The sequence below is a fragment of the Flavipsychrobacter stenotrophus genome (genome assembly GCF_002954265.1).
In the GTDB taxonomy this organism is placed as follows: domain Bacteria; phylum Bacteroidota; class Bacteroidia; order Chitinophagales; family Chitinophagaceae; genus Flavipsychrobacter; species Flavipsychrobacter stenotrophus.
Map to the genome: position 1 here is coordinate 291,196 of NZ_PPSL01000006.1, position 20,497 is coordinate 311,692.

17 protein-coding genes are annotated in these 20,497 nt (G+C 41.4%); 5 read left to right on the plus strand and 12 right to left on the minus strand.

Annotation, left to right across the window (positions count from 1 at the left end; translation table 11 throughout):
• Nucleotides 1-4 precede the first annotated feature (4 nt).
• The 11 genes from CJD36_RS19625 to CJD36_RS19675 form a co-directional block, all read right to left on the minus strand.
• Nucleotides 5-397 (minus strand): hypothetical protein, encoded by a 393-nt coding sequence (locus tag CJD36_RS19625; protein WP_105040902.1) that lies wholly within the window; start codon nt 395-397, stop codon nt 5-7.
• 67 nt (nt 398-464) lie between these two features.
• Nucleotides 465-2,342: a T9SS type A sorting domain-containing protein gene (locus CJD36_RS19630; protein ID WP_105040903.1), complete on the minus strand. Its 1,878-nt coding sequence runs from the start codon at nt 2,340-2,342 to the stop codon at nt 465-467.
• Between the two features lie 265 nt (nt 2,343-2,607).
• Nucleotides 2,608-5,448, minus strand: a complete 2,841-nt coding sequence (locus CJD36_RS19635) for a TonB-dependent receptor (protein ID WP_105040904.1) — start codon at nt 5,446-5,448, stop codon at nt 2,608-2,610.
• Between the two features lie 114 nt (nt 5,449-5,562).
• Nucleotides 5,563-6,699 carry an N-acetyl-alpha-D-glucosaminyl L-malate synthase BshA gene (bshA, locus tag CJD36_RS19640; protein WP_105041010.1) on the minus strand — a complete coding sequence of 379 codons (1,137 nt, stop codon included), beginning with the start codon at nt 6,697-6,699 and terminating at the stop codon, nt 5,563-5,565.
• Between the two features lie 116 nt (nt 6,700-6,815).
• Nucleotides 6,816-7,700, minus strand: a complete 885-nt coding sequence (locus CJD36_RS19645; RefSeq protein ID WP_105040905.1) for a DUF4292 domain-containing protein — start codon at nt 7,698-7,700, stop codon at nt 6,816-6,818.
• The gene (locus CJD36_RS19650) at nt 7,693-9,426 is read right to left on the minus strand and encodes a tetratricopeptide repeat protein (protein WP_105040906.1); all 1,734 of its coding nucleotides are present in this window, start codon (nt 9,424-9,426) and stop codon (nt 7,693-7,695) included. Before CJD36_RS19650 ends, CJD36_RS19645 begins: the two co-directional genes overlap by 8 nt.
• Complete coding sequence (locus tag CJD36_RS19655) at nt 9,423-10,430, minus strand: sugar nucleotidyltransferase (protein WP_105040907.1); 1,008 nt, start codon at nt 10,428-10,430, stop codon at nt 9,423-9,425. Before CJD36_RS19655 ends, CJD36_RS19650 begins: the two co-directional genes overlap by 4 nt.
• A gap of 66 nt (nt 10,431-10,496) precedes the next feature.
• Nucleotides 10,497-10,931 carry a dUTP diphosphatase gene (gene dut, locus CJD36_RS19660; RefSeq protein WP_105040908.1) on the minus strand — a complete coding sequence of 145 codons (435 nt, stop codon included), beginning with the start codon at nt 10,929-10,931 and terminating at the stop codon, nt 10,497-10,499.
• A 56-nt stretch (nt 10,932-10,987) separates the two neighbouring features.
• On the minus strand, nt 10,988-12,205 hold the full coding sequence (locus CJD36_RS19665; RefSeq protein WP_105040909.1) for an O-antigen ligase family protein: 1,218 nt from the start codon (nt 12,203-12,205) through the stop codon (nt 10,988-10,990).
• A complete protein-coding gene (locus tag CJD36_RS19670; RefSeq protein WP_105040910.1) occupies nt 12,192-13,316 on the minus strand; it encodes a glycosyltransferase in 1,125 nt (374 codons plus the stop codon). Before CJD36_RS19670 ends, CJD36_RS19665 begins: the two co-directional genes overlap by 14 nt.
• A gap of 152 nt (nt 13,317-13,468) precedes the next feature.
• Nucleotides 13,469-14,539 (minus strand): glycosyltransferase family 4 protein, encoded by a 1,071-nt coding sequence (locus CJD36_RS19675; RefSeq protein ID WP_105040911.1) that lies wholly within the window; start codon nt 14,537-14,539, stop codon nt 13,469-13,471.
• A 57-nt stretch (nt 14,540-14,596) separates the two neighbouring features.
• On the opposite strand from CJD36_RS19675, the gene CJD36_RS19680 reads away from it, so the two are divergent.
• The 5 genes from CJD36_RS19680 to CJD36_RS19700 all read left to right on the plus strand — a co-directional run bounded on the left by CJD36_RS19680 (nt 14,597) and on the right by CJD36_RS19700 (nt 19,721).
• Nucleotides 14,597-15,343 carry an ABC transporter permease gene (locus tag CJD36_RS19680; RefSeq protein ID WP_161499392.1) on the plus strand — a complete coding sequence of 249 codons (747 nt, stop codon included), beginning with the start codon at nt 14,597-14,599 and terminating at the stop codon, nt 15,341-15,343.
• Between the two features lie 6 nt (nt 15,344-15,349).
• Nucleotides 15,350-16,078: an ABC transporter ATP-binding protein gene (locus CJD36_RS19685; RefSeq protein ID WP_105040913.1), complete on the plus strand. Its 729-nt coding sequence runs from the start codon at nt 15,350-15,352 to the stop codon at nt 16,076-16,078.
• Nucleotides 16,079-16,217: 139 nt separating this feature from the next.
• Nucleotides 16,218-17,981, plus strand: a complete 1,764-nt coding sequence (locus CJD36_RS19690; RefSeq protein WP_161499393.1) for a glycosyltransferase family 2 protein — start codon at nt 16,218-16,220, stop codon at nt 17,979-17,981.
• A 101-nt stretch (nt 17,982-18,082) separates the two neighbouring features.
• Entirely contained in the window at nt 18,083-18,823 is a 741-nt protein-coding gene (locus CJD36_RS19695) for a sugar transferase (protein ID WP_105040915.1), read from the plus strand.
• Nucleotides 18,824-18,896: 73 nt separating this feature from the next.
• The gene (locus CJD36_RS19700) at nt 18,897-19,721 is read left to right on the plus strand and encodes a universal stress protein (protein WP_105040916.1); all 825 of its coding nucleotides are present in this window, start codon (nt 18,897-18,899) and stop codon (nt 19,719-19,721) included.
• On the opposite strand, the gene CJD36_RS19705 is transcribed toward CJD36_RS19700, so the two are convergent.
• Nucleotides 19,718-20,455, minus strand: coding sequence for a menaquinone biosynthetic enzyme MqnA/MqnD family protein (locus CJD36_RS19705; protein ID WP_105040917.1), 738 nt, complete (start codon nt 20,453-20,455; stop codon nt 19,718-19,720). The two genes, CJD36_RS19700 and CJD36_RS19705, sit on opposite strands and share 4 nt — an antisense overlap.
• Between the last annotated feature and the right edge of the window lie 42 nt (nt 20,456-20,497).

Consider the following 20,497-nt stretch of genomic DNA (forward strand, 5'->3'; position numbering starts at 1 on the left):
ACTATCAGTTATTAACTCCTCCCTGATCCATCCATCTTTTCACCTTGTTCAGGCTACAGCTATCTACTACATAGGTAGGCGGCATTGGCAATGCGAGGCTACTGTGCAACATACAATGATATAGTTTGGAGCCATATACTCCGTCTCCCCTGAATCCATTTTGAAGATAGGCCTTAAGCGAGGTAAAATCCTCGAGATCCAATCCCCCACCCTGTGTTACTGCTGTAGCGTGGCATGAATAACAGTTGGCTGCCAGCATAGGCTTAATATCAGCATGGTAGGTTACAACCGTTGTGTCGCAACCGACTGGTGCTACCACTACAGGTGCAACATATGCCTTGTGCGTGCACGCGCTTAAAAAGTAAAACAAAACCAACAAAAGCAGCGATCTTTTCATTTTTATTTAATCAAAAAACCGGTTTGAGTAAACTACTCAAACCGGTTTGTAAAAGAAAACATATTGATTAGTTCATTACACTCAACTTAGTAATAGACTGTTTGCCATTAACCAGAGCTGATATTACATACATACCGTTAGCCATGTCTGTAGTAGAGAACTGATAAGACTGTGTACCAGTAGCAGATGTACCGTTAAATACTTCTTTAACAACAGCACCTGTTCTGTCAAGGATAACGATCTTCACAGAAGAAGATGCCTTGATATCTAAAGAAACTGTAGCCTGAGACTGAGCAGGGTTAGGATAAACCTTGATAGAACCCATGTTAGAATAAACGTCATTTACACCTACAGTTGGATCAACTGTGTAGCAAGTAACATCATAATCAGTATTCAAAGGATCGAAATTGCACCATCCGTTCATCCAGTTGTCATTGATACCTGTACGAGCAAATGCACCTACATAGTTAACGTTGGTAAAGAAAGGATTGCTGGCTTTAGAATTTACAAAGTCAGGAGCAAAGCCAGGAACGTTGTAAGTAGCAGGGCTTGTTGTATCATAGTTCAATGGCATTGTCGGATCGAATACATCGTTAACACCAGTTGCCCAACTTGGATAGTGTACAGAGCTGTAAACTATAGGAGAGGTACTGTTTGGAACCAAAACCGGGTTAGCAAGGTTGAAAGGATTACCTAACTGAACACCACCAGATACAGTTGAATAAGACTTATTCTTGTATGCAGGGTTTTTGAACCATGTAATAGGACCCAGGTTTACGCCACCTGCCAATACTGACCAATCGGTACCTGTAGCTGTAGTATCAGAATTTGCAGTTGTAGGAGTAAGGCTACGTGCACCATCCTTTACAAAAACTACATCCTTATTGAAAGAAGTATTAGCAGTACCTGCTATGATGTTGTTACGGAACTGAAGGATGCCATTACCAATATTAGCAACTGTAGAACCATATGATGATGATGACTCATCGACCAACACTGCGCAAGGCCATCCCAGGATAAGGCTGTTCAAAACACTCATTGCACTACCGCGACGCAAATGAACACCTGCAACGTAGTTAGGATCTGCACCTGTGAAAGCAGGGCTATTCAACGGACCTACCAAAGTTGCATTACAGAAAATGCTTCTGTTAACCTTAGTTGTATCACCTGCAAGACCACTTACAGTACCTGACAAATAACTATCACTTTCAAAAGCCTTAGAACCGCTCTGGTCAGCTGCACCTGCATCTCTTACTGCAACGATGAACTGATTCATACCAGCATAACCGTTATCAGTATCATAGTCATCATCCCATGTGCCAAAAGCAACCATGTTTTTTGTGTTCACGGTGCCACCAAAAAATTCGTAGCTATCATCTCCGCTGTAAGAAACCTGTATGTGGTTAACAACTGTAGCATTACCTACACCGCAGAACGTAAGACCATTTACTTCATTGTTAGGAGAGAATGCAATACCACCAAATTCAATACGGCAATAAGTCATTACGCCGCTATTGTCATTAGGGTTTACACCACCATAGAAAGAACGTGGGCCGCCTTCTACCTGAGCCTGACCAGCAGTCCAGTTTACAGGAGCCTGTCCGCAAACGATTACACCACCCCAATCACCATAAGAGCGATTTCCCGGAGCCTGATTAGATGTAAATACGATTGGATGCATAAGCGTACCCATAGCCATGATCTTAGCACCACGCTCAATGATCAGCGCACCCTTAGTGATCTTGTCACCCTTGATGATAACACCTGAATCGATCGTCAGTGTATGGCCCGCAGTTACGTAAACGTAACCTTTCAATAAATACTGCTGATCACACGTCCAGTGCGTATCGGTTGCAATACTGTCCTGGATAACATTGGTTGTATAGGCCATTGAAGTACCGATACAGCTTAAAAGCAAAGAAGATGCTAGTAGAAACTTTTTCATAACATTTTTATGTTTGAATGCAAAAGTATCTCGCCAATGTTACGGCAAAATGAACGACCTGTTACGTTAGTATGAAGTAATAACCAGCCGTTAATAGTTGTACACATGGTACTCACAAAACACTGGCTAATAACGAAGTGCAGAATTAGGGTGAAAGGCGAATTCCGAAAAACATCTGAAAATTATCAGATCAGTTTTATAAACAGAAAAAGGCGGCCTGCTGATCAACTCAGCAGGCCGCACTTTACTAAACACAATATTATTTCTAGAACTTAACCTTTAGGCCAATAGTGAAATATCTGCCCGGTTTGTACATTTTGTAATCACGATCAATAGTGTTGCTATTGAACTTGCCGTCGCGATCACTATCCTTCACAAAATGTACTTTTGAATCTAACAGGTTCTGTATACCAAAGTTGACCATATAATGATTTTTGAATATCTTAGATACGGTAAGGTCTAAAGACTGGAAAGGCAACTCACCAATGCTCTCACCTGCTTTCTCAGTAGTACCTACAGCATATAATCTTGCACCTGATACATTATATAACAATGAGCCCTGGAAACCGCTGGTAGTGTTCTGATAGAACATACCAAGGTTAACGATATATGGTGACTGGCCCTGCAATGTTGCATTTTGTATCTGTGATCTTGCTTTAGATGTATCAAAGGTTAACTGGCTCTTTGACAATGCAAGATTACCTACAACACTAAAGTCTTTAAGGAACTTAGTACCCAACTTGTTATCAAGGAAAACAAGGTTCTTACGTAGATCCAGTTCAACACCTGCAGTGTAGGCATTTTCCGCATTAAGGTAAGTGAATGCTTTATTATCACCCGTCTGACCTGGTATCAATACACGCTGAATAGAGTTCTTGATAGTTTTGTAGAAACCACCGATCTGGATCATTTCTCCTGAAGATGGATACAACTCATAACGAAGATCGATATTGTTCACTTCAGCTACCTTGAGCTGTGTACCATCGGGGCTGATGATAGTCGGGAACAATGAACCCTTATTACCTGCCAACTCATCAAAGTCATAGAAGAATATTGGTGCAAATTCTCTAAATTCTGGTCTGTTCAATGTTTTACCATATGCAGCTCTTACAAGGCTCTTTTCAGAAAAGTTATAAGAAGCATTGACAGATGGCAACATGAAGTCAGTAGTGATCTTAGGAGAAACCGGATTCTGATTAATATAACCATCAATAGATTGTACATTATGCTCATAACGTACACCACCAACTATAGTAATATGTTTACCCAAAGGCAACTTAGCAGAAATAAATGATGCGATCAACTCATTCTTTGCATTGTACTTATCAAAGATGTTAGTTGTTTCATCCATGAGGAACTTCTTAGTAACACCAACATTTGAATCAGCAAAAATAGTATTGATATCAAGGTGAGTAAGTCTGCTCGCATTTGCACCATTACTAATTGTCTGTATGGTATAACCCAACTGCCTCATATCGAACGCTCTGCTCTTGAATTCAAGATAGTTACCGGCATTCAGGTCAAAGCTATATTCCTTGATCTTTATCTTTTGAGTGATCTGGTGACTGAAGCTATATCCTTTTTCATAAAGGGTCTGATACAAACGACCACCACCATTTATAGGATCTACCTGGTTAGCTATCGGGGCCTTATATACAGTATCGCCGCCTGTCTTTGTGTACTTTATCCTTCTCAGATCAGGCATATTCCTGAATACATCAGTATACCCAATTGTCCATGTATATTTTCTGCTATCGGTCTTGTTCTTGTGTGTACCTGTAAGCTGACCTGCGTAGGTAGCTTTGCTGTCATAACCCATAGCGTAAGACTGCTCATCTGCATTAGCAGCATACTCAGTATCACGTACACTGTTTCTGATAGTTACAAAAGACTTGCCTACCTGGCTATACAAATTCTTAAACTCAATTTTAGTGTTACCCATTGAGAAACCAACGTTCTCCACTATACCTACACTGGCATTGTTGGTGAACTGCCTGTCCATGTAGTTATAGCTTTTAGAATTGGTTGTATCCCAGTCCTGGCGGCTGATATTGAAATTGGTCTTTGTGTTAGAGTAAGACAAGCCGAATGTATTGCCGATGCTGAATGTTTTGCGCTTAAATACATTAGACAAAGCCATTGAGAATCTAACATCCGGACTAGCTGCTTTAGAATTGATAGCCCAATCATTACCAAATGCCTTTGAAAGAGAGTTGATGTTAGGATCTGTTCTCTCTAATCTTGCAGGTGTGCCCTTAGGTATATTACGGCTACCATCATCATAACCCAGCCAATCTGTACTTGAAGCTTTATTAGCGGTGAACTGCTCACCGGTAGTGTTCTGGCGAGAAGATGATGAGAGACTAACACTCAGCTGATTCTTTTCCGGAAGTGATGTTGTGTATACCTTAACCATACCACCGGCAAAGTCGCCCGGCAATTCCGGAGAAGGAGTTTTGAAGATCAGTATCCTGTCTATCAATCCACTCGGTATTATATCAAAAGAAAATGATTTTTTATCAGACTCACTACTTGGCGCACCGGCGTCGTTCAACCATACAGTATTGTAACGATCAGGTAACCCACGCACTACTATAAAACGGTCATCTTGTATGGCTACACCCGGTATACGTTTTACCACATCCGCAGCACTGCGGTCAAGGGTCTTAGATATCTGCGATGCGCTGGTACCGCTTACTACCGCATTACTCGTCTTTATTTCATTTATTACAGCCGCTTCGGTATTAGTAGTTCTTTTAGCCCTTACTTCTACCGATTTCATTTCCTGCACCTCGGCCTTCATCCTTATATCTAAAGTAACATCGCTACCTTCCAGCTTTACGTTTCTTTTCTCTGTAGTAAAGGTGATATAGCTTACGCTCACAATATATTCACCGTTCTTAACGCCTGTAATTTCATACTTACCATCAATATCAGTAACCGCACCACCATTTGTTCCGTTAACTGTATCTACACTCTTGTAAGTCACAATAACACCCACCAACGGAGCACTATTTTTATCTTCTACTACGGTACCTTTTATTACGCCACCAAATGACGTAAACGAAAGAAGCATACAGAATAAAGGAAGGAAAAATTTGGCCATTTCTTTTTTTTCTGCAAAATTATAAAGGTCGCTCCTGCAAAAGGAGCGACCAATGTTATCAAATTGCTTCGTCAATATTACCTTAATGTTAACACAGACGTATATCCTGTTTACTTACTTTTTATATGCATCCACTACCTCGCGGTATAGCGCCTCGTAAAGTGGAATAATGTGCTGCCTTTCAAACTTTTTGGCCTGCGCCAGTGCTGCCTTTTTGAAATGGGCCATCTGATCTTCATCCTTTAGTATCAACATAGCATTGGCCGACATATCAGCCACATCACCAACGTTACTTAAATAACCTGTGACACCGTGTATATTGATCTCCGGCAATCCACCTGAATTTGTTGAAATAACAGGTACACCACAAGCCATGGCTTCTAATGCCGACAATCCAAAGCTCTCAGTTGCAGACGGCAGAATAAACAGATCAGTAATACTGAGTATCTCACTTATCTGCTCCTGCTTGCCCAGGAATCTTATATCATTAAATATGCCCAGCTCTTTGGCCAGCTCTTCTACATTCTGCCGCTCAGGACCATCGCCTATCATCAGCAATTTAGAAGGTATCTCTTTCTTCACATTATCAAATATCCTTATCACATCCTGCACTCTCTTTACCGCCCTGAAGTTGGACACATGCACCAGTATGCGTTCACCATCGGGCGCCATCATCTGCTTAAAGTGGTTCTTGTCGGTCTGGTGAAAGCGCTTTACATCAACAAAATTGGGGATAACATGTATGGGCTTCTCTATAGCAAATGAACGGAGCGTTTCTTCCCTCAGGTTATCAGACACGGCAGTTATGGCATCACTCTCGTTAATAGAAAAAGTGACAACCGGTGCATAGGTAGGGTCTTTTCCTACCAATGTAATATCGGTACCATGCAGCGTAGTAATAAAAGGAATATCCAATCCACTCTTTTTCAATATCTGCCGTGCGAAAAATGCGGCAGACGCATGAGGAATTGCATAATGCAGGTGAAGGAGATCCAGCTTATTATTAGTTATCACATTTACCATAGCACTTGCCAAGGCAGTTTCGTATGGAGGAAATGCAAATAAAGGATAAGTTGGCACCTTTACTTCATGAAAATAAATATTGGGATGAAAGCTCTGGCTCAATCTTACCGGCTGCTCATAGGTAATAAAATGCACCTCGTATCCCTTGTCAGACAAGGCCATACCCAGCTCGGTAGCCAAAACGCCACTACCACCAAATGTAGGGTAACAAACTATACCTATTTTCATATTCATGGTTATCGCCGGCAAATATCATCTTATTGCGGCAATTTGCAGCAATAGCAATATTGGTTTTAATAATAAGGTAAGATTGCGTTTTTAACCCGCAATGAAAATGATCAGGATCACTTTGTAGAATAACTCGTCGGAATGGCAAAAGGAGTTTCTAATTGTTTATCAAACTCCATATTCTGTAATTCCATCTCCAGCAAGAACTTATCATTCCCGTTCTGAATATTTACAGATCTGGACGACGGTATTTTTTTCCCGTTTACCGCTTCAAAATTATCATATCGCAGCGTAGCCTGCGGGCCATTTGGGGCGAGTGTACTTACCCGATTGCTCAACAATACACTGTCCAATTTCCTGTAATCAAGATCTTGTGCGTAGCTACTATCCTGCACTTTTACTAACCATGAATTGCCCAATACCGCTATATCCCTAATATTACCGGGCCTGAGTGGCTCACCAATTATGAGGTTCTGTAACGTAGCAAAATCAACCTGTGTAGGCAGTATCTTGGCCACATCGGTAAGTGCTATTCGGGTGCCCGTTTTCTGAATATAATTGATCATAAAGAAACTATCGCGGGTGATGTACGCCCTCGCAGCATGCACCATGCCGCCAAGAGCTGTAATATCTACCCATATTACAGAATCTTTCTTCACTCTTATATTGGCTGTAAAGTCCTGTTTATCCTCAGGCCCCTCAAAATGCACTTTCGCCTTGCTTGTAAAAGTCACAAACTGAACCCTGTTGTTGTAGATTGGTAAGATCATATCTACAAGCTGTTTCATCATTCCCGTGGTATCAGGTAGCATGCCAACAGTATCCTGCTCAGGGAGCACTATCCTCCTCCGGTTGGGATCATTAACTACTATTTTGGTAGTATCGGGAACTGTAACAGTTGTGGTCTGCCTTTTTTTACCGGACGCTAGTCGCTGTAAAGAGCACGAGTCCAGCAAGAACATTACTGAGAGCAACAGGCTGCCGCATAAAAATCTATTCATACAATTTCTCTTCGCTGATCTTTTTATCCAACCTTGGGTCGGCAACGCCTTTTTCTTTGGCAATTTTCCAGTTCTGGAGTGCCTTTGCCTTGTCTTTTAATTTATAATACACATCTCCGAGGTGATCATAAATCGTACCATCAGCTTTGCGGTCATTGGCATTGGCAGCCCTTTCTATATTTTCACGTGCCTTCTCATAGTCGCCCATCTTATATAATATCCAGCCGTAGGTATCCAGGAAGGTTGTTTCGTTGGGCCGCAACTGCAATGACTTTTCAGACATCATCCTGGCCTTATCCAGCTTCTCCCCTCTTTCCGACAAAAAGTAGCTATAGTTATTCAAGACGGTGGCGTTCTTTGGTTCTTTTTCAAGTGCTTTGTCAAATGAATTATCCGACAACTGATATTGTTTAGTGGTGTTGTACACTTCCCCAAGCATTGAATAGAAATCCGTCAGCTTCTTTGTATCAGAGTCCGGTATCATATCAATTGCCCGGTTAATGGCACTGATAGCAGCGGGATATTCTTTCTTATTATAATGACCCAAACCATTATAATAATGGACAATAGCCTGGTTAGGGAACAAACGAAGTACCTTCTCGCTATACTTGATCAATGAATCAGTTGCATTCTGATAGGCATAGGCATTCAATAACCTATTCCATATCTCAAAGTTGGATGCCTTTACAGCCAATGACTTTTTGTACTCAACAATAGCCTTATCGATCTGCTGATCAGAAGCAAGGAAGTCGCCATAAGTACCCAGCAATTGTGCATCTCCCGGATGTTGGTCAATTAACTGCAACAATAAAGGAATTCCCTCGGTGTTTTGCGCGGCATCTGATAAGTTCTGAATGTAAATGTAAAAGAGTTGTATTTGGGTTGTGGCGTCGAGTTTTGGATTCAATATCCCCTTTTTCGCATAAGCACGAAAGTTTAGCGAATCACCTGTTTTCAAATAGTATTCAGAGAGTCCCATCTCAATTACCGGGTCTCCGGGAATGGCCTTTTCGGCATCCTTGTACACCTCCAATACCTTTTCGGGCATCTTGTTATTTTCGTAGAGGTCGCCAAGCAGTTTGTAATACTTGCTATTCCTGGCATCCTGGCTGATCAGCTGACGGGCCACGTCAGTGGCTTTATCTACTTTATCCATCTCCAGGTAAATACTTACCTTCTGCATCAGGATATCGTCATCAGACCCGCTTAGTACCAGTGCTTTGTCCAGGTAGATCAAAGCTTCACTGTATTTTTTTGCCCTTTCGTAGTAGGAAGATGCCTGCATGGCATAATTAGCGTCCCCATTCTCCTTGTCCGCTACACGGGCAGCAACATCGGCAGCTTCCAGAAACTTACCTTGCCTTGCCAGCAAAGCAGAATAATTAATATTATACCACTTATTGTCTTTTGAAAGAGCAATTGCTTTTTTGATATTTGCTTCCGCTTTATCAGTCTTTCTAGCCTCGTCATACAATACCGATAGCTCATAGTATCCTACAGCATTATTAGGATCCAGAACAGTAAATTGTTCAAACAGATCTATAGCGCCTTTAGTATCGTTATGTTGTTTGGCTTTCTGTGCTTCAAAATACAATTCATTGACTTTCACAGACTTTACATCTGTGCGATGAGCCAATGTATCGAGCACTTCCTGTCCATACACATTGTTAGCAGCTATAGCTGCTAACAATGGCAAGACGGTATACAATAAGAATTTTAACCTCATATTTGTGTTGAAAAATCACCAAGGCTCATTTCCCTTGGCTTTTCACTGTAATTTACCTCTTTTCCCAACATTGATGTGTGGAGGTTGGCATTTTTAACAATAGTATTTACGCCTATAATGCTGTTCACTATACGTGAGTCTTCAATTACCGCACCTTTTTCAAGAGATACGTGAGGGCCAACAACTGAATTGCGCACCACAACGTTCTCGCCAATAAAGCATGGCTGTATGATCACGGAGTTATCTATTGTTGCAGAAGCCGCAGTCAACTTTTCGGTCTTTTGCTTTATCTCCAGTATACGCTGATTAGTGTAAACAGTTGCAGCCATGTTACCGCAATCCAACCACTCCTGTACCTGGTCGGTATAGAACTTCACGCCATTTTGCAGCATGTGATCCATTGCATCGGTGATCTGGTATTCACCTTTCAGCATAATATTATTATCGATAAGGCGCTGCAGTTCTTTTTTCAGGCCTGCGCCGTCGCGGAAATAGTAAACGCCTATAATAGCAAGATCAGATACGAAATCCTTCGGCTTTTCTACAAATGCTTCGATCTCGTTATTAGCATTCAGCTTTACCACACCAAATGCACTGGGATCTTCTACCTTCTGCGTCCATACTATTGCATCTTTGCTCTTGTCAATGCTGAATTTTGCATCAAACAATGTATCGGCAAAAGCAATGAATACATTACCATCCAGCGTATCAGATGCGCACAAAATAGCGTGCGCTGTTCCCAAAGCTTCATGCTGATAGCATATCTTACCCTTGGCACCAAGCGCTTCAGCTACTTCTACCAGGTGCTTTTCTACTTCCTTTCCAAAAGTAGGGCCTATGATAAAAGCTATTTCTTCCACTTTTTCATTGCTTGTTGCCAAAATATCTTCAACAAGGCGCTGAACGATAGGCTTACCAGCAACATGCAAAAGTGGTTTAGCTGTAGTTAAAGTGTGCGGGCGCATACGCTTGCCCATTCCTGCCATTGGGATAATGATATTCATCTGAAATGTTAGTTATTTTTTGAAAGAATAAATTAATAAATAAAAACCGAGCCATATTAGCTCTCACTATACGCCAGAGTGCCCAAACCCTCCGGCACCTCTAGTAGTTTCATCTAGCGATGCCGTTTCCAGCCATTCTACCTTTTCGTACCGGGCCACTATCATCTGCGCAATACGCTCACCGTCATTAATTACCTGGTCTTCGGTAGACAGGTTGATCAATGGCACCATTACTTCTCCCCTGTAGTCGCTATCAATTGTTCCAGGTGTATTTACCAGACTCAGGCCTCTTTTTATTGCCAATCCGCTACGTGGGCGGATCTGCGCCTCGTACATCTCAGGCAAGGCCATAAACAACCCTGTTGGTATAAGCCTGCGCTCCATTGGCTTCAATGTTAGCGGTTCGGGCAACCATGCCTTTATATCCATACCGCTCGATCCTGCGGTTTGATACGCCGGTGTGTCGTGCGGAGATTTATTTATTATAGCTACCTGTACCATGTTTTTTATGAATGCGTGCAAAGGTAAAAAATATGAGATAAGTTTTATGTTATTACTTACCCCGCGATTTTTTGCCTGTTAAAAAATAATAATGAACTAAAAAATGCGTAAAAAAGTAATCCATGCTGTGTAGCCAACACACTCTCAGTAAAGAAGGTGATGCCTAACACCAGCAATAAGTAAATGTATAAATTATCGCGATTCTTTAACGCCTTAAAAAAATGCATGCCTAGAGCCAGAAGAAATAAAGCTATCCCGGGTATTCCGAGTGATATCCAATGATAGAAATATTCATTATGGGGATCGAATGCATTGACATCGCGACCATAGTACATGGAGTAAAAAAAGTACTTCTGTTTTAGCAGGTACAATAGCCTGCCGGGGCTACACCCGGTCACACCATACCTTTTCACCATGTCCAGATCTACAGCCAGTATCATCTTCCGCTCATGTATCGAATTATCTGTTACATTTTGTTTCAGACTGGTACCCATCCCGGCCATTTCGTTTACCCTCTGGCTTACAAATGGCACAAAAACATACGATAGAACCATTAATGCGGCTACACCAACAAACAACCATTTATATTGCTTCAGCTTACGCCTTCTTAGCCATGCAGTGTGAATGAACATCAGTGCCAGGGCTATTAATGGCGACTTTGCCAGTAGTGGCAACAAAAATGCCAGCTGTATATAAAACAGGGAATACTTCAATATCCTGTTCATATTATCTGCATTCAATAGCAATATACCTATTGCCAAAACCAGGTACATGCTAATATAGGTAGGGTGAATACTTGTAAGGTCCTCAAAGAAAATACGATACGTGACGTGGTTCACACCATGAAATCCATCCGGCGCAAGGGCATATTTCACCACAAACCACCCATTAGCTATAACACAGATACCTACGGAAAAATAGACGAACCAGGCTAATTCACCAATTATCGTCCTTATTTTTTGCGGAGAAATTGAAGCGTAAACAAGAGGCAATAGCAGGTAAGAAAGTTTGTACTCACAAAGTGTCTCGCTTACATGCCGGTAGCTGGCGGGTGTAAATAGCACTGCAACGAGGTATAATAGATACAATGCACCTAAACCTAAAGCCGGTATATAATTGCCAATAGGTGTCCTTTCCTCATCCTCAAATGTTCTAAAAATAAACCATGCAGATGATACAAATAGTGCGATAACCTGCACCTGCATGGGCAGAAAAAAGGAGAGCATCAGCACCCTTGCAGCATACTTGTCTATAACTGCTTTATTTCCGCCCATAAAACGTTTTATAACATTCGTCTACATACTGCTTCAATTCCTGCCTGAACCGTTCATCAGAAAAACGAAGCGAATTATCCCTTATGGCTTTGTGATCGGTAAGCGGTGTTTGCTCGAACTTATTTACTGCCGCTATCAGGCTTTCTTCATCCTGCTCAGGAAACAAATAACCGCTTACACCATCGTTCACAGTCTCAGTGTAGCCTCCGTAGTCCAAAGCTATTACCGGCGTACCACAAGACTGTACTTCCACACATAAAATACCGAAATCTTCTTTGGCGGCAAACAGGCAGGCCTTAGCCTCCTGTATATACCTGATCATTTCTTCATCTTTCCTGTATCCAAGCCACTCTATATTTTTAGAATGTTCCAGTATCTCAGTAAATTGCTTTGTGCCATACCCCTCACCTATCAGTACCAGCTTTTTATCAGGCATCTGCTGAAAAGCTCGCACTATCATATCTATCTTCTTATACGGCACAAATCTACCGAGACACAAGTAGTAGTCTTTACGCTCTCCTTCATACAAAGAGAATTTGTTAGTTCTTACCGGGGGGTAAATAACCTTTGCATCCCTGTTGTAACTAGCCATTATCCTTCTTCTTACATGCTCAGAATTGGCTATGAAGTAATGCACATTCCCCGCCGTTTTCAGGTCCCACTTTCTTATATAATGTATGAACCACTTGTATAAAAAGAACTTACCGACTGCATGGTGGGCCACGTAATCATCGTACATATCCCACACATAACGCATGGGCGAATGACAGTAGCATATATTTAAAATAGCAGGATCAGCACCAATTCCCTTGGCTACAGCATGACTTGTTGATAAGACCAGATCATAGTTTTTCAACCTGAATTGCTTCATCAGCCAGGGCATTACCGGCAACATATACCGATATATCTTCGACACAAAAGGGATATACTGCATCAATGAGGTCTTCACCACATGATCTTTCAGTATTTCCTTCCGGTCCGATTCATTGAATTTATTGAACAGAGTATAGACAGTCACATCTTCACCTTCATACACATCAAGTATCTCACCGGCCACTTTTTCAGCTCCGCCATTTGCCTTGAACCAGTCATGCACAAATGCTATCTTCATTATTGTTTTGTTTCAGCCTCTCACGGCTTTCTTCGGGTCACAAAAAGCAACGCAAAGGTCTTGTTTATTTTAAGAACGCAAAGCATAATTCCCAGAACGGCCTACTTCGGTCTCTGACCACTACTATCCGGCCGGACCTTTTTTAGATTTTACTACTTCTGCCCTTTCCGTGACCCTAGAGTCGCTGCAGCAATAATTACTTCAGCTGCTCGCATGTAATTATATTTTTCCAGTAGCTTGCTAACGGTGTCCTCATCAAACACCCTCGGCTTCCCCACCACCTCATTTAGCTTCAACGCTATCTCCTTTATATCTTTCTGATTGCAGAACACTGCATGCTCACCAAATAACTCCCTGTACACCGGTATATCCGAACACAACACTTTACATCCAAACTTCAATCCCTCAAGCACCGGTATTCCAAACCCCTCGTATTCAGATAGCGAAACTATCACTTCTGCCTTTCTATAAAACTCAACCAGATCTGTATCAGAAACGTTACTAAATACTTTAATACTGCTGCTTTTCAGATTCTGTTCATTCAGGCCCACATCGGCAAACACTTTGTTTTTATCTCCTATCAGCACCAACTTATATTCATTACTTACCTCGCTCTCCAGAAAACCTTTTATCAGTTTATCCTGATTCTTCCGCATATTAAAAGTTCCAACTGATAGTATTATCTTTTCTTTCTGCGCCCCAAAAGCGCCATTCTCTTTTAGAAAAATGCCAGATAATCCATTATAGGTCACCGATATTTTTGCAGGGGGCAACTTATAATGCTCGATCAATTCATTCTTTATCGTGTTGCTCACTGTAAAAACATGCTTGCTGTTCATAGCTATACGAGGTATTAATATATTATACCACGTCGAAAAGCTCTTGCTATTCCATTCAGGATGATGAAAAAATGCCAGGTCATGTATCACCACATAATTATTGCCATATAATATCGGTGCTGTATTGGCCAGATTAATAAGCGGCTGGCTCTTCTGTTTCCACATGTATAGTGGCAGGTCAAGCTGCTCCCACTTATGTCCTGTCCGTTTACCTACAACGACAGCACCCAATTCAACTGCAACTTCTTTATTAATAATGTCATGCGGCGTTACAAACACCGACTCAGGGTATAATTCTTTTATTTGTCTGCTACATTCTATTGCATACCTTTGCACCCCCGAAATTGGTTGTGTAAGGAAGCGTGCGTTTATAAATAATTTCATTTAATTTTATCAACCGACATTTAATATCGGGTGTAAAATATCAACAAAATACTCAACGTGCAAAATATAACACGCATATACGCATTAAGTAAGCGTAATGTTATTTTAAGGTACAAAAATTCGCTCGTTGGGTTTTTCTGGGGCTTCTTCAAACCGTTGCTTTACCTGCTTATACTCATTGTTGTATTCAGCCAGGTTTCTAATATCGAAAATTTTGTATTGTATGCAACTTCAGGATTGGTATTCTGGTTCTACTTTGCCAATGTCACCAATCAGTCTATTGCCAGTATCATAAGTTCAGCAGGAATTATCAAGTCATTAAATATCCCTGTCATCTTCTTCCCATTGTCTGAAACCTTGAGTGAGCTGTTCAACCTAATGCTCACTCTGGTAGTATTCTCCATAGTCATGCATTGGTTTGGTATGGTCTACTCCTGGAAATTGTTGCTGGTGCTACCTGCCGCATTCTTATTTAGCTTCTTTACATTGGGCATTACACTCATTTTGTGCTCATTAAATGTTTTCTTCAGAGACATTGGTATTCTTTGGACTACCATGCAGCCCGCCCTATTTTACCTCACGCCTATCGCCTACCCCGAAAGCATTATTACCAATCACTATGCATTTGTGGTTAAATTCAACCCTATCTACTATTTCATAAAGCTGGCCCGTGGCCTTATCTATTCACCCGACCTGCCTTCACTGACACTTTGGATGCATTGCGCATTGATAGCATCAGTTAGCTTTATGTTTGGCTACTTCATTTTTAATAAATTAAAGAACCAGTTTATTTCCGCTATATAACAACACATGAATACAGAGAATCTCATATCATTCGATAATGTTACTGTTAGCTTCTGGCAGAATAATATGGGTGTTCACTCTATTAAAGACCTTGTATCTCATCGTAAAAATCCGTTTACCAATAAAACCATTCTTAAAAACATCTCCTTCGACGTAAAGAGAGGGGAATGTATGGGCATCCTTGGCCGTAACGGATCTGGTAAAAGCACATTGCTCCGCACCATCGCCGGACTGATCAAACCACAGGAAGGCACAATGACCATCAACGGAACATTCGCCCCTATATTGGCTATCGGTGCTGGTCTGGAACTGGAATTGAGCGGCTATGAAAACATGAACCTCTTGCTGTCCTTATATGGTAAATCAAGAAAGGACACCAACGCTATACAGAGCATTGTAGAGTTTTCCGAATTGAGCGATGAGGTTTTGCGCATGCCTACCAAAAGGTATTCCTCGGGGATGTTGGCTCGTCTGGCGTTCTCCATTTCTGTAGCCAACGATTCCGACATTCTTATAATAGACGAAATACTCGCCGTAGGCGATCAGGGTTTCCAGGTAAAGTGTATGGAGAAGATATACCAGGTTAAAGCCGAAGGAAAAACAATTTTATTTGTTTCTCACTTCCCGGATGATGTGGTAAAAATCTGCGACACAGCTATACTACTGGAAAACGGTGTGATCAGCCACCGCGGTGATGCAAAGATCATTTGCGAGCAGTACAAAAGCCTTTTTTAGCCTATCTTCGCCCAAAATCAGGGAAAAAGTGAGATTAACCAAACGCTTTATAAATTTCATCAATAAGATTGGCACACCTGAAAATTCTAAGTCTCAAAATATATTAAATTTTATAAAATTCGCACTTACTAAGCCAGGCATGAAGCTGGTGTTGGAAAAAAGTAAAAAACTATTACTGAGTAGCGATAAGCAGACAGAACGTGCATATAACCAATGGATCAAAGACCGGACAGACATAAATATTCTACAGGGCCAGTACAGATCAAATATTGATTCACTATCCATCCAACCCGTATTCAGTATAGTTGTTCCTGTCTATAATCCTTCGGTTAAGTACCTGAGGGAAGCGATTGAATCAGTCATAACACAACTATACCCAAAATGGGAGCTCTGTTTAGCAGACGACAATTCTCCCAACCCCGAAATACAGCAGGTTTTAAAAGAATACGCCGATAAAGACAACCGCATAAAGGTTACCCTGCGCAAAACAAACGGCCATATTTCAGCCAATTCAAACTCAGCACTTGAGCTGGCTACCGGCGAGTACATAGTCTTTATGGACCATGATGATCTACTTACAGCTAACTGCCTTTTCGAATTTGTAAAACATATCAATCAATATCCACAAGACGATCTGATCTATTCTGATGAAGATAAGATGGATGATAGGGGATTTTATACATCTCCCCACTTCAAGCCCAACTGGGCTCCCGACAATATGCTCTCCCGTAATTATATGGGGCATGTTATTGTCATGAAGAAAAATCTTGTAGATCAACTAGGCGGCTTCCGACTAGGGTATGAAGGCAGCCAGGATTACGATCTGCTCCTCCGCGCTACTGAATTGACTAACCATATTGGCCATATTCCTAAAGTGCTTTATCACTGGCGCATACACAAATTATCAGTAGCGGCACCTTCAAGCGACGCTAAACCTTACGCCTATGTAGCCGCACTCAAAGCACTCAATGATGCACTTGCAAGGCGCAACACGCCGGGCGTAGCAGAGTATATTACCGACACCCCCGGTGGCTACAGAATAAAATATGAAGTAACAAAGCCCGGCAAAGTCAGCATCATCATTCCTACTAAGAATCATGCAGCGCTGCTGGACAAGGCATTGAGATCTATTATTGATCTGACAGAATATAAAAATTATGAGATCATACTGTTGAATAACAACAGTGATGCCCCTGATTTTTTTGAACTGGTGGCGCGGTACACAAAAGAGCATGGCGATATTTTCAAATGCTATGACGCCACTTTCCCATTCAACTTTTCTAAGCTAATGAACTTCGGGCGCTCAAAAGCCACTGGGGACTATCTACTTCTGCTAAACAACGATATAGAAGTAATACATGGCGACTGGATAACCCAAATGATGTCTTTTGCACAGCGGGATGCAACAGGTGCTGTTGGTGTAAAGCTTCTGTACCCCGACGATACTATCCAACACGCGGGTGTTGTGCTCGGCTTGGGTGGAGCTGCAGCTCACGTATTCGCTAATGTACACAAATCAGAAAGAGGTTATTTTAATTATATCAAGTCTTTGAACAACTATTCATCGGTAACCGGAGCGTCCATAATGGTCCGCAAGGCGCTGTTTGATGAAGTGGATGGATTTGACGAGACGCTGCGGGTAGAATACAATGACATTGATTTCTGCCTTAAATTATTGGCAAAAGGATATTTTAATGTATATGTGCCGGATGTAGAGCTATATCATTATGAATCAGCGTCTAGAGGGCAGCCTTATCTCAACAAGCAAAATTGGGAACAACATGAAATTGATTATAACATATTCAGAGGAAAATGGTTAAATTATATTAACAATGACCCCTTCTATAACCCCAATTTAAGTGTTAATACCAATGATTTTCAACTAGATATACACAAAATATAGTTTTTTAATAAATTTGACTAACCTGACCACTATGTGCTGATATTCCAAAATGTAGCACGATATTTGCACTCCAAAAGTAAATAGCATTACTTTTCATTTAGATGGAGCATAACTCAACATTAGAATTTACAGTGGAACGAACGCCTATAGTTTCCATTCCACAGTCAAACATATCTAATATTAGGTATATGTTTCAGGAGATCAATCAATTGTACCTGGAACATAAACCGGCCGCTTATTACTATCCTATAAAAAGGTTGGTGGACATTACAATCTCATCTATCTTTATTTTATTGGTTATGTCATGGCTCACTCCAATTCTTGCCCTACTCATAAAGCTCAGTTCTAAAGGCCCTGTTTTCTTCATACAAAAACGCACCGGCTTAATGGGTGCTGAATTTAATTGCTATAAATTTCGTACCATGTACGTAAATGATGAAGCAGACACTACACAAGTCTCCATCAACGATAAGCGCATAACCGGTGTAGGTAAATTCCTTCGCATCAGCCATCTTGACGAGACCGCACAATTTTTCAATGTGTTTTTGGGTCAAATGAGTATTGTAGGCCCACGCCCGCACATGGTTTATCATACAAACTACTATTCTGAAGTTATCCCTTACTATAACCTTCGCCTTGAAGTTAAACCCGGCATGACCGGTATGGCGCAGATAAAGGATTATATAGGCGAAATAAACGGCGAGCGCGAATTACGTAAACGCATACAGTGGGATATCTACTACATGAAACATCGCAGCCTTTTACTTGATATGCAGATACTGATCACAACAGGCCGTAAAGTTTTTATCAAGGCAGCAGATTTCATTTCTAAAAAAGACTAAGTCTTACACAGTCACAGTTTTATAACATTAAGGGGGCATAGTTTTTATATATCTTTATGTAAAATCATATCCTATGCCTTTCATCATTGCAGCAACAGACTTTTCAAGTGTGGCAGATAATGCGGTAAAATATGCTTGCGATCTTGCCTTGGCGCAAAATGCTGACGTTACTATTCTTCACACATACTCCGTTCCCCTCACTCTTGGAGATATGACTGTTCCGCTTCCGGCAAGCGAATTCTGGGAAGAAGCAGAAGTAACCATTGATAAATTAATAGCAGATCTCAGACATCAATATCCTCAGATAGCTTTCAGAAAAGCTGTGATCTACGGTAATGTTATTGATGCCATTTATGAGTTCGTTGGCGATAATGAGCCGCCGATGTCCGTGGTGGTAGGCAATAGTTACTCACAGGAAAATCCATCATGGATGGATAGCACACTGCTTGAGGCATTCAGAAGCCTGAAATACCCCATTCTGGCAATTCCCCCCGATACGAAGTATGAGCAGGTGCGCAAAATTGGTTTTGTTTACGACAATGAACTGGGAGGTAGCGAACATGCCCTGCAACAACTGGCACAATTGACGTTGACACTTGGCGCAGAACTACATATTCATAACAATCAACCGGAACCTGAAGAAGGCGATATGAGTGTCGAAATAAATAATGGAGCAAGAGGGTTATTAATGCCAGCAAACCCGCTCTATCATTATACTTATGGAGAAGATGTCGACTCATCAATACTTGACTTTGTGGCAAAGTACCACCTCGACTGGCTAATTGTCATGCCCCGCAGACATTCATTTTTCGAAAACCTCTTTCACAAGAGCCACACCAAGGCGATAGTAAACACCAGCTATATACCAATAATGGCACTCCATGAAACCGATGTCTAGATAAGTTCTAAGAACCGCTTTAAGCCTGCTCTTTTCCTCTCATCCAGCACATACTTGATATTGTCAGTATAGTAGGTATACAAACTATATTCAGGGAAAGGATTAGCTGCAATGATTTCATCAAGGTGATCAAACCCGATCGCATTAGCTTTATTAAATTTCTCTATGAAATCGACTGGGAGGTCCTTATTAGCTATCCAGGCTGCAAAAATAAAATCCAAACCGGTATAGTCTTTCCATGCGGCTGAAAGATCATAAACATATTTGAAATTGCCGAGCTGCTGAAGCGCTCTGTCTCCTATGATCACGCCGGCATTATCTCCCTTAATATCATTATCAATGTAGTCAACAGCTGCCTGCTTGTAAACAACATCTTTCTTCCAGTGATGTTCCAATAAAACCTGCGCAAGCCTCACAGATGTCCGGGATTGATAGTCGAGATATACCACCTCGACCTCCTCGATCGGCACGTGACTAAATAGTGCTACAGAAACTACATTGCCATCGGTTGCAATGCCATAATCACTGATAATGCGCGCTCCTTCTATCTGCGGCATAGCAGCCACAGGCAGCAAGGCCAGGTCTATCGATCCTTCCTGTAGTCTACGAGCCAGATTAGCAGGATAATCTACCACCAGTTCTATATCATTCATCACATCGCTACGCTCAATACCATATAACAATGGCTTTGTGTTGAGGTAACTTACCGCGGCTACTTTTATCTTATTGCTCAAGTTGGTATCGAAAATTTGCCCGCAAAGATAAGCGCAGCACAA

What these genes read in the sequence shown, in the direction of transcription:
- CJD36_RS19625 (WP_105040902.1), bottom strand. Translation starts at nt 397, where the DNA reads ATGAAAAGATCGCTGCTTTTGTTGGTTTTGTTTTACTTTTTAAGCGCG.
- CJD36_RS19630 (WP_105040903.1), bottom strand. Translation starts at nt 2,342, where the DNA reads ATGAAAAAGTTTCTACTAGCATCTTCTTTGCTTTTAAGCTGTATCGGT.
- CJD36_RS19635 (WP_105040904.1), bottom strand. Translation starts at nt 5,448, where the DNA reads ATGGCCAAATTTTTCCTTCCTTTATTCTGTATGCTTCTTTCGTTTACG.
- bshA (WP_105041010.1), bottom strand. Translation starts at nt 6,699, where the DNA reads ATGAAAATAGGTATAGTTTGTTACCCTACATTTGGTGGTAGTGGCGTT.
- CJD36_RS19645 (WP_105040905.1), bottom strand. Translation starts at nt 7,700, where the DNA reads ATGAATAGATTTTTATGCGGCAGCCTGTTGCTCTCAGTAATGTTCTTG.
- CJD36_RS19650 (WP_105040906.1), bottom strand. Translation starts at nt 9,426, where the DNA reads ATGAGGTTAAAATTCTTATTGTATACCGTCTTGCCATTGTTAGCAGCT.
- CJD36_RS19655 (WP_105040907.1), bottom strand. Translation starts at nt 10,430, where the DNA reads ATGAATATCATTATCCCAATGGCAGGAATGGGCAAGCGTATGCGCCCG.
- dut (WP_105040908.1), bottom strand. Translation starts at nt 10,931, where the DNA reads ATGGTACAGGTAGCTATAATAAATAAATCTCCGCACGACACACCGGCG.
- CJD36_RS19665 (WP_105040909.1), bottom strand. Translation starts at nt 12,205, where the DNA reads ATGGGCGGAAATAAAGCAGTTATAGACAAGTATGCTGCAAGGGTGCTG.
- CJD36_RS19670 (WP_105040910.1), bottom strand. Translation starts at nt 13,316, where the DNA reads ATGAAGATAGCATTTGTGCATGACTGGTTCAAGGCAAATGGCGGAGCT.
- CJD36_RS19675 (WP_105040911.1), bottom strand. Translation starts at nt 14,539, where the DNA reads ATGAAATTATTTATAAACGCACGCTTCCTTACACAACCAATTTCGGGG.
- CJD36_RS19685 (WP_105040913.1), top strand. Translation starts at nt 15,350, where the DNA reads ATGAATACAGAGAATCTCATATCATTCGATAATGTTACTGTTAGCTTC.
- CJD36_RS19690 (WP_161499393.1), top strand. Translation starts at nt 16,218, where the DNA reads ATGAAGCTGGTGTTGGAAAAAAGTAAAAAACTATTACTGAGTAGCGAT.
- CJD36_RS19695 (WP_105040915.1), top strand. Translation starts at nt 18,083, where the DNA reads ATGGAGCATAACTCAACATTAGAATTTACAGTGGAACGAACGCCTATA.
- CJD36_RS19700 (WP_105040916.1), top strand. Translation starts at nt 18,897, where the DNA reads ATGCCTTTCATCATTGCAGCAACAGACTTTTCAAGTGTGGCAGATAAT.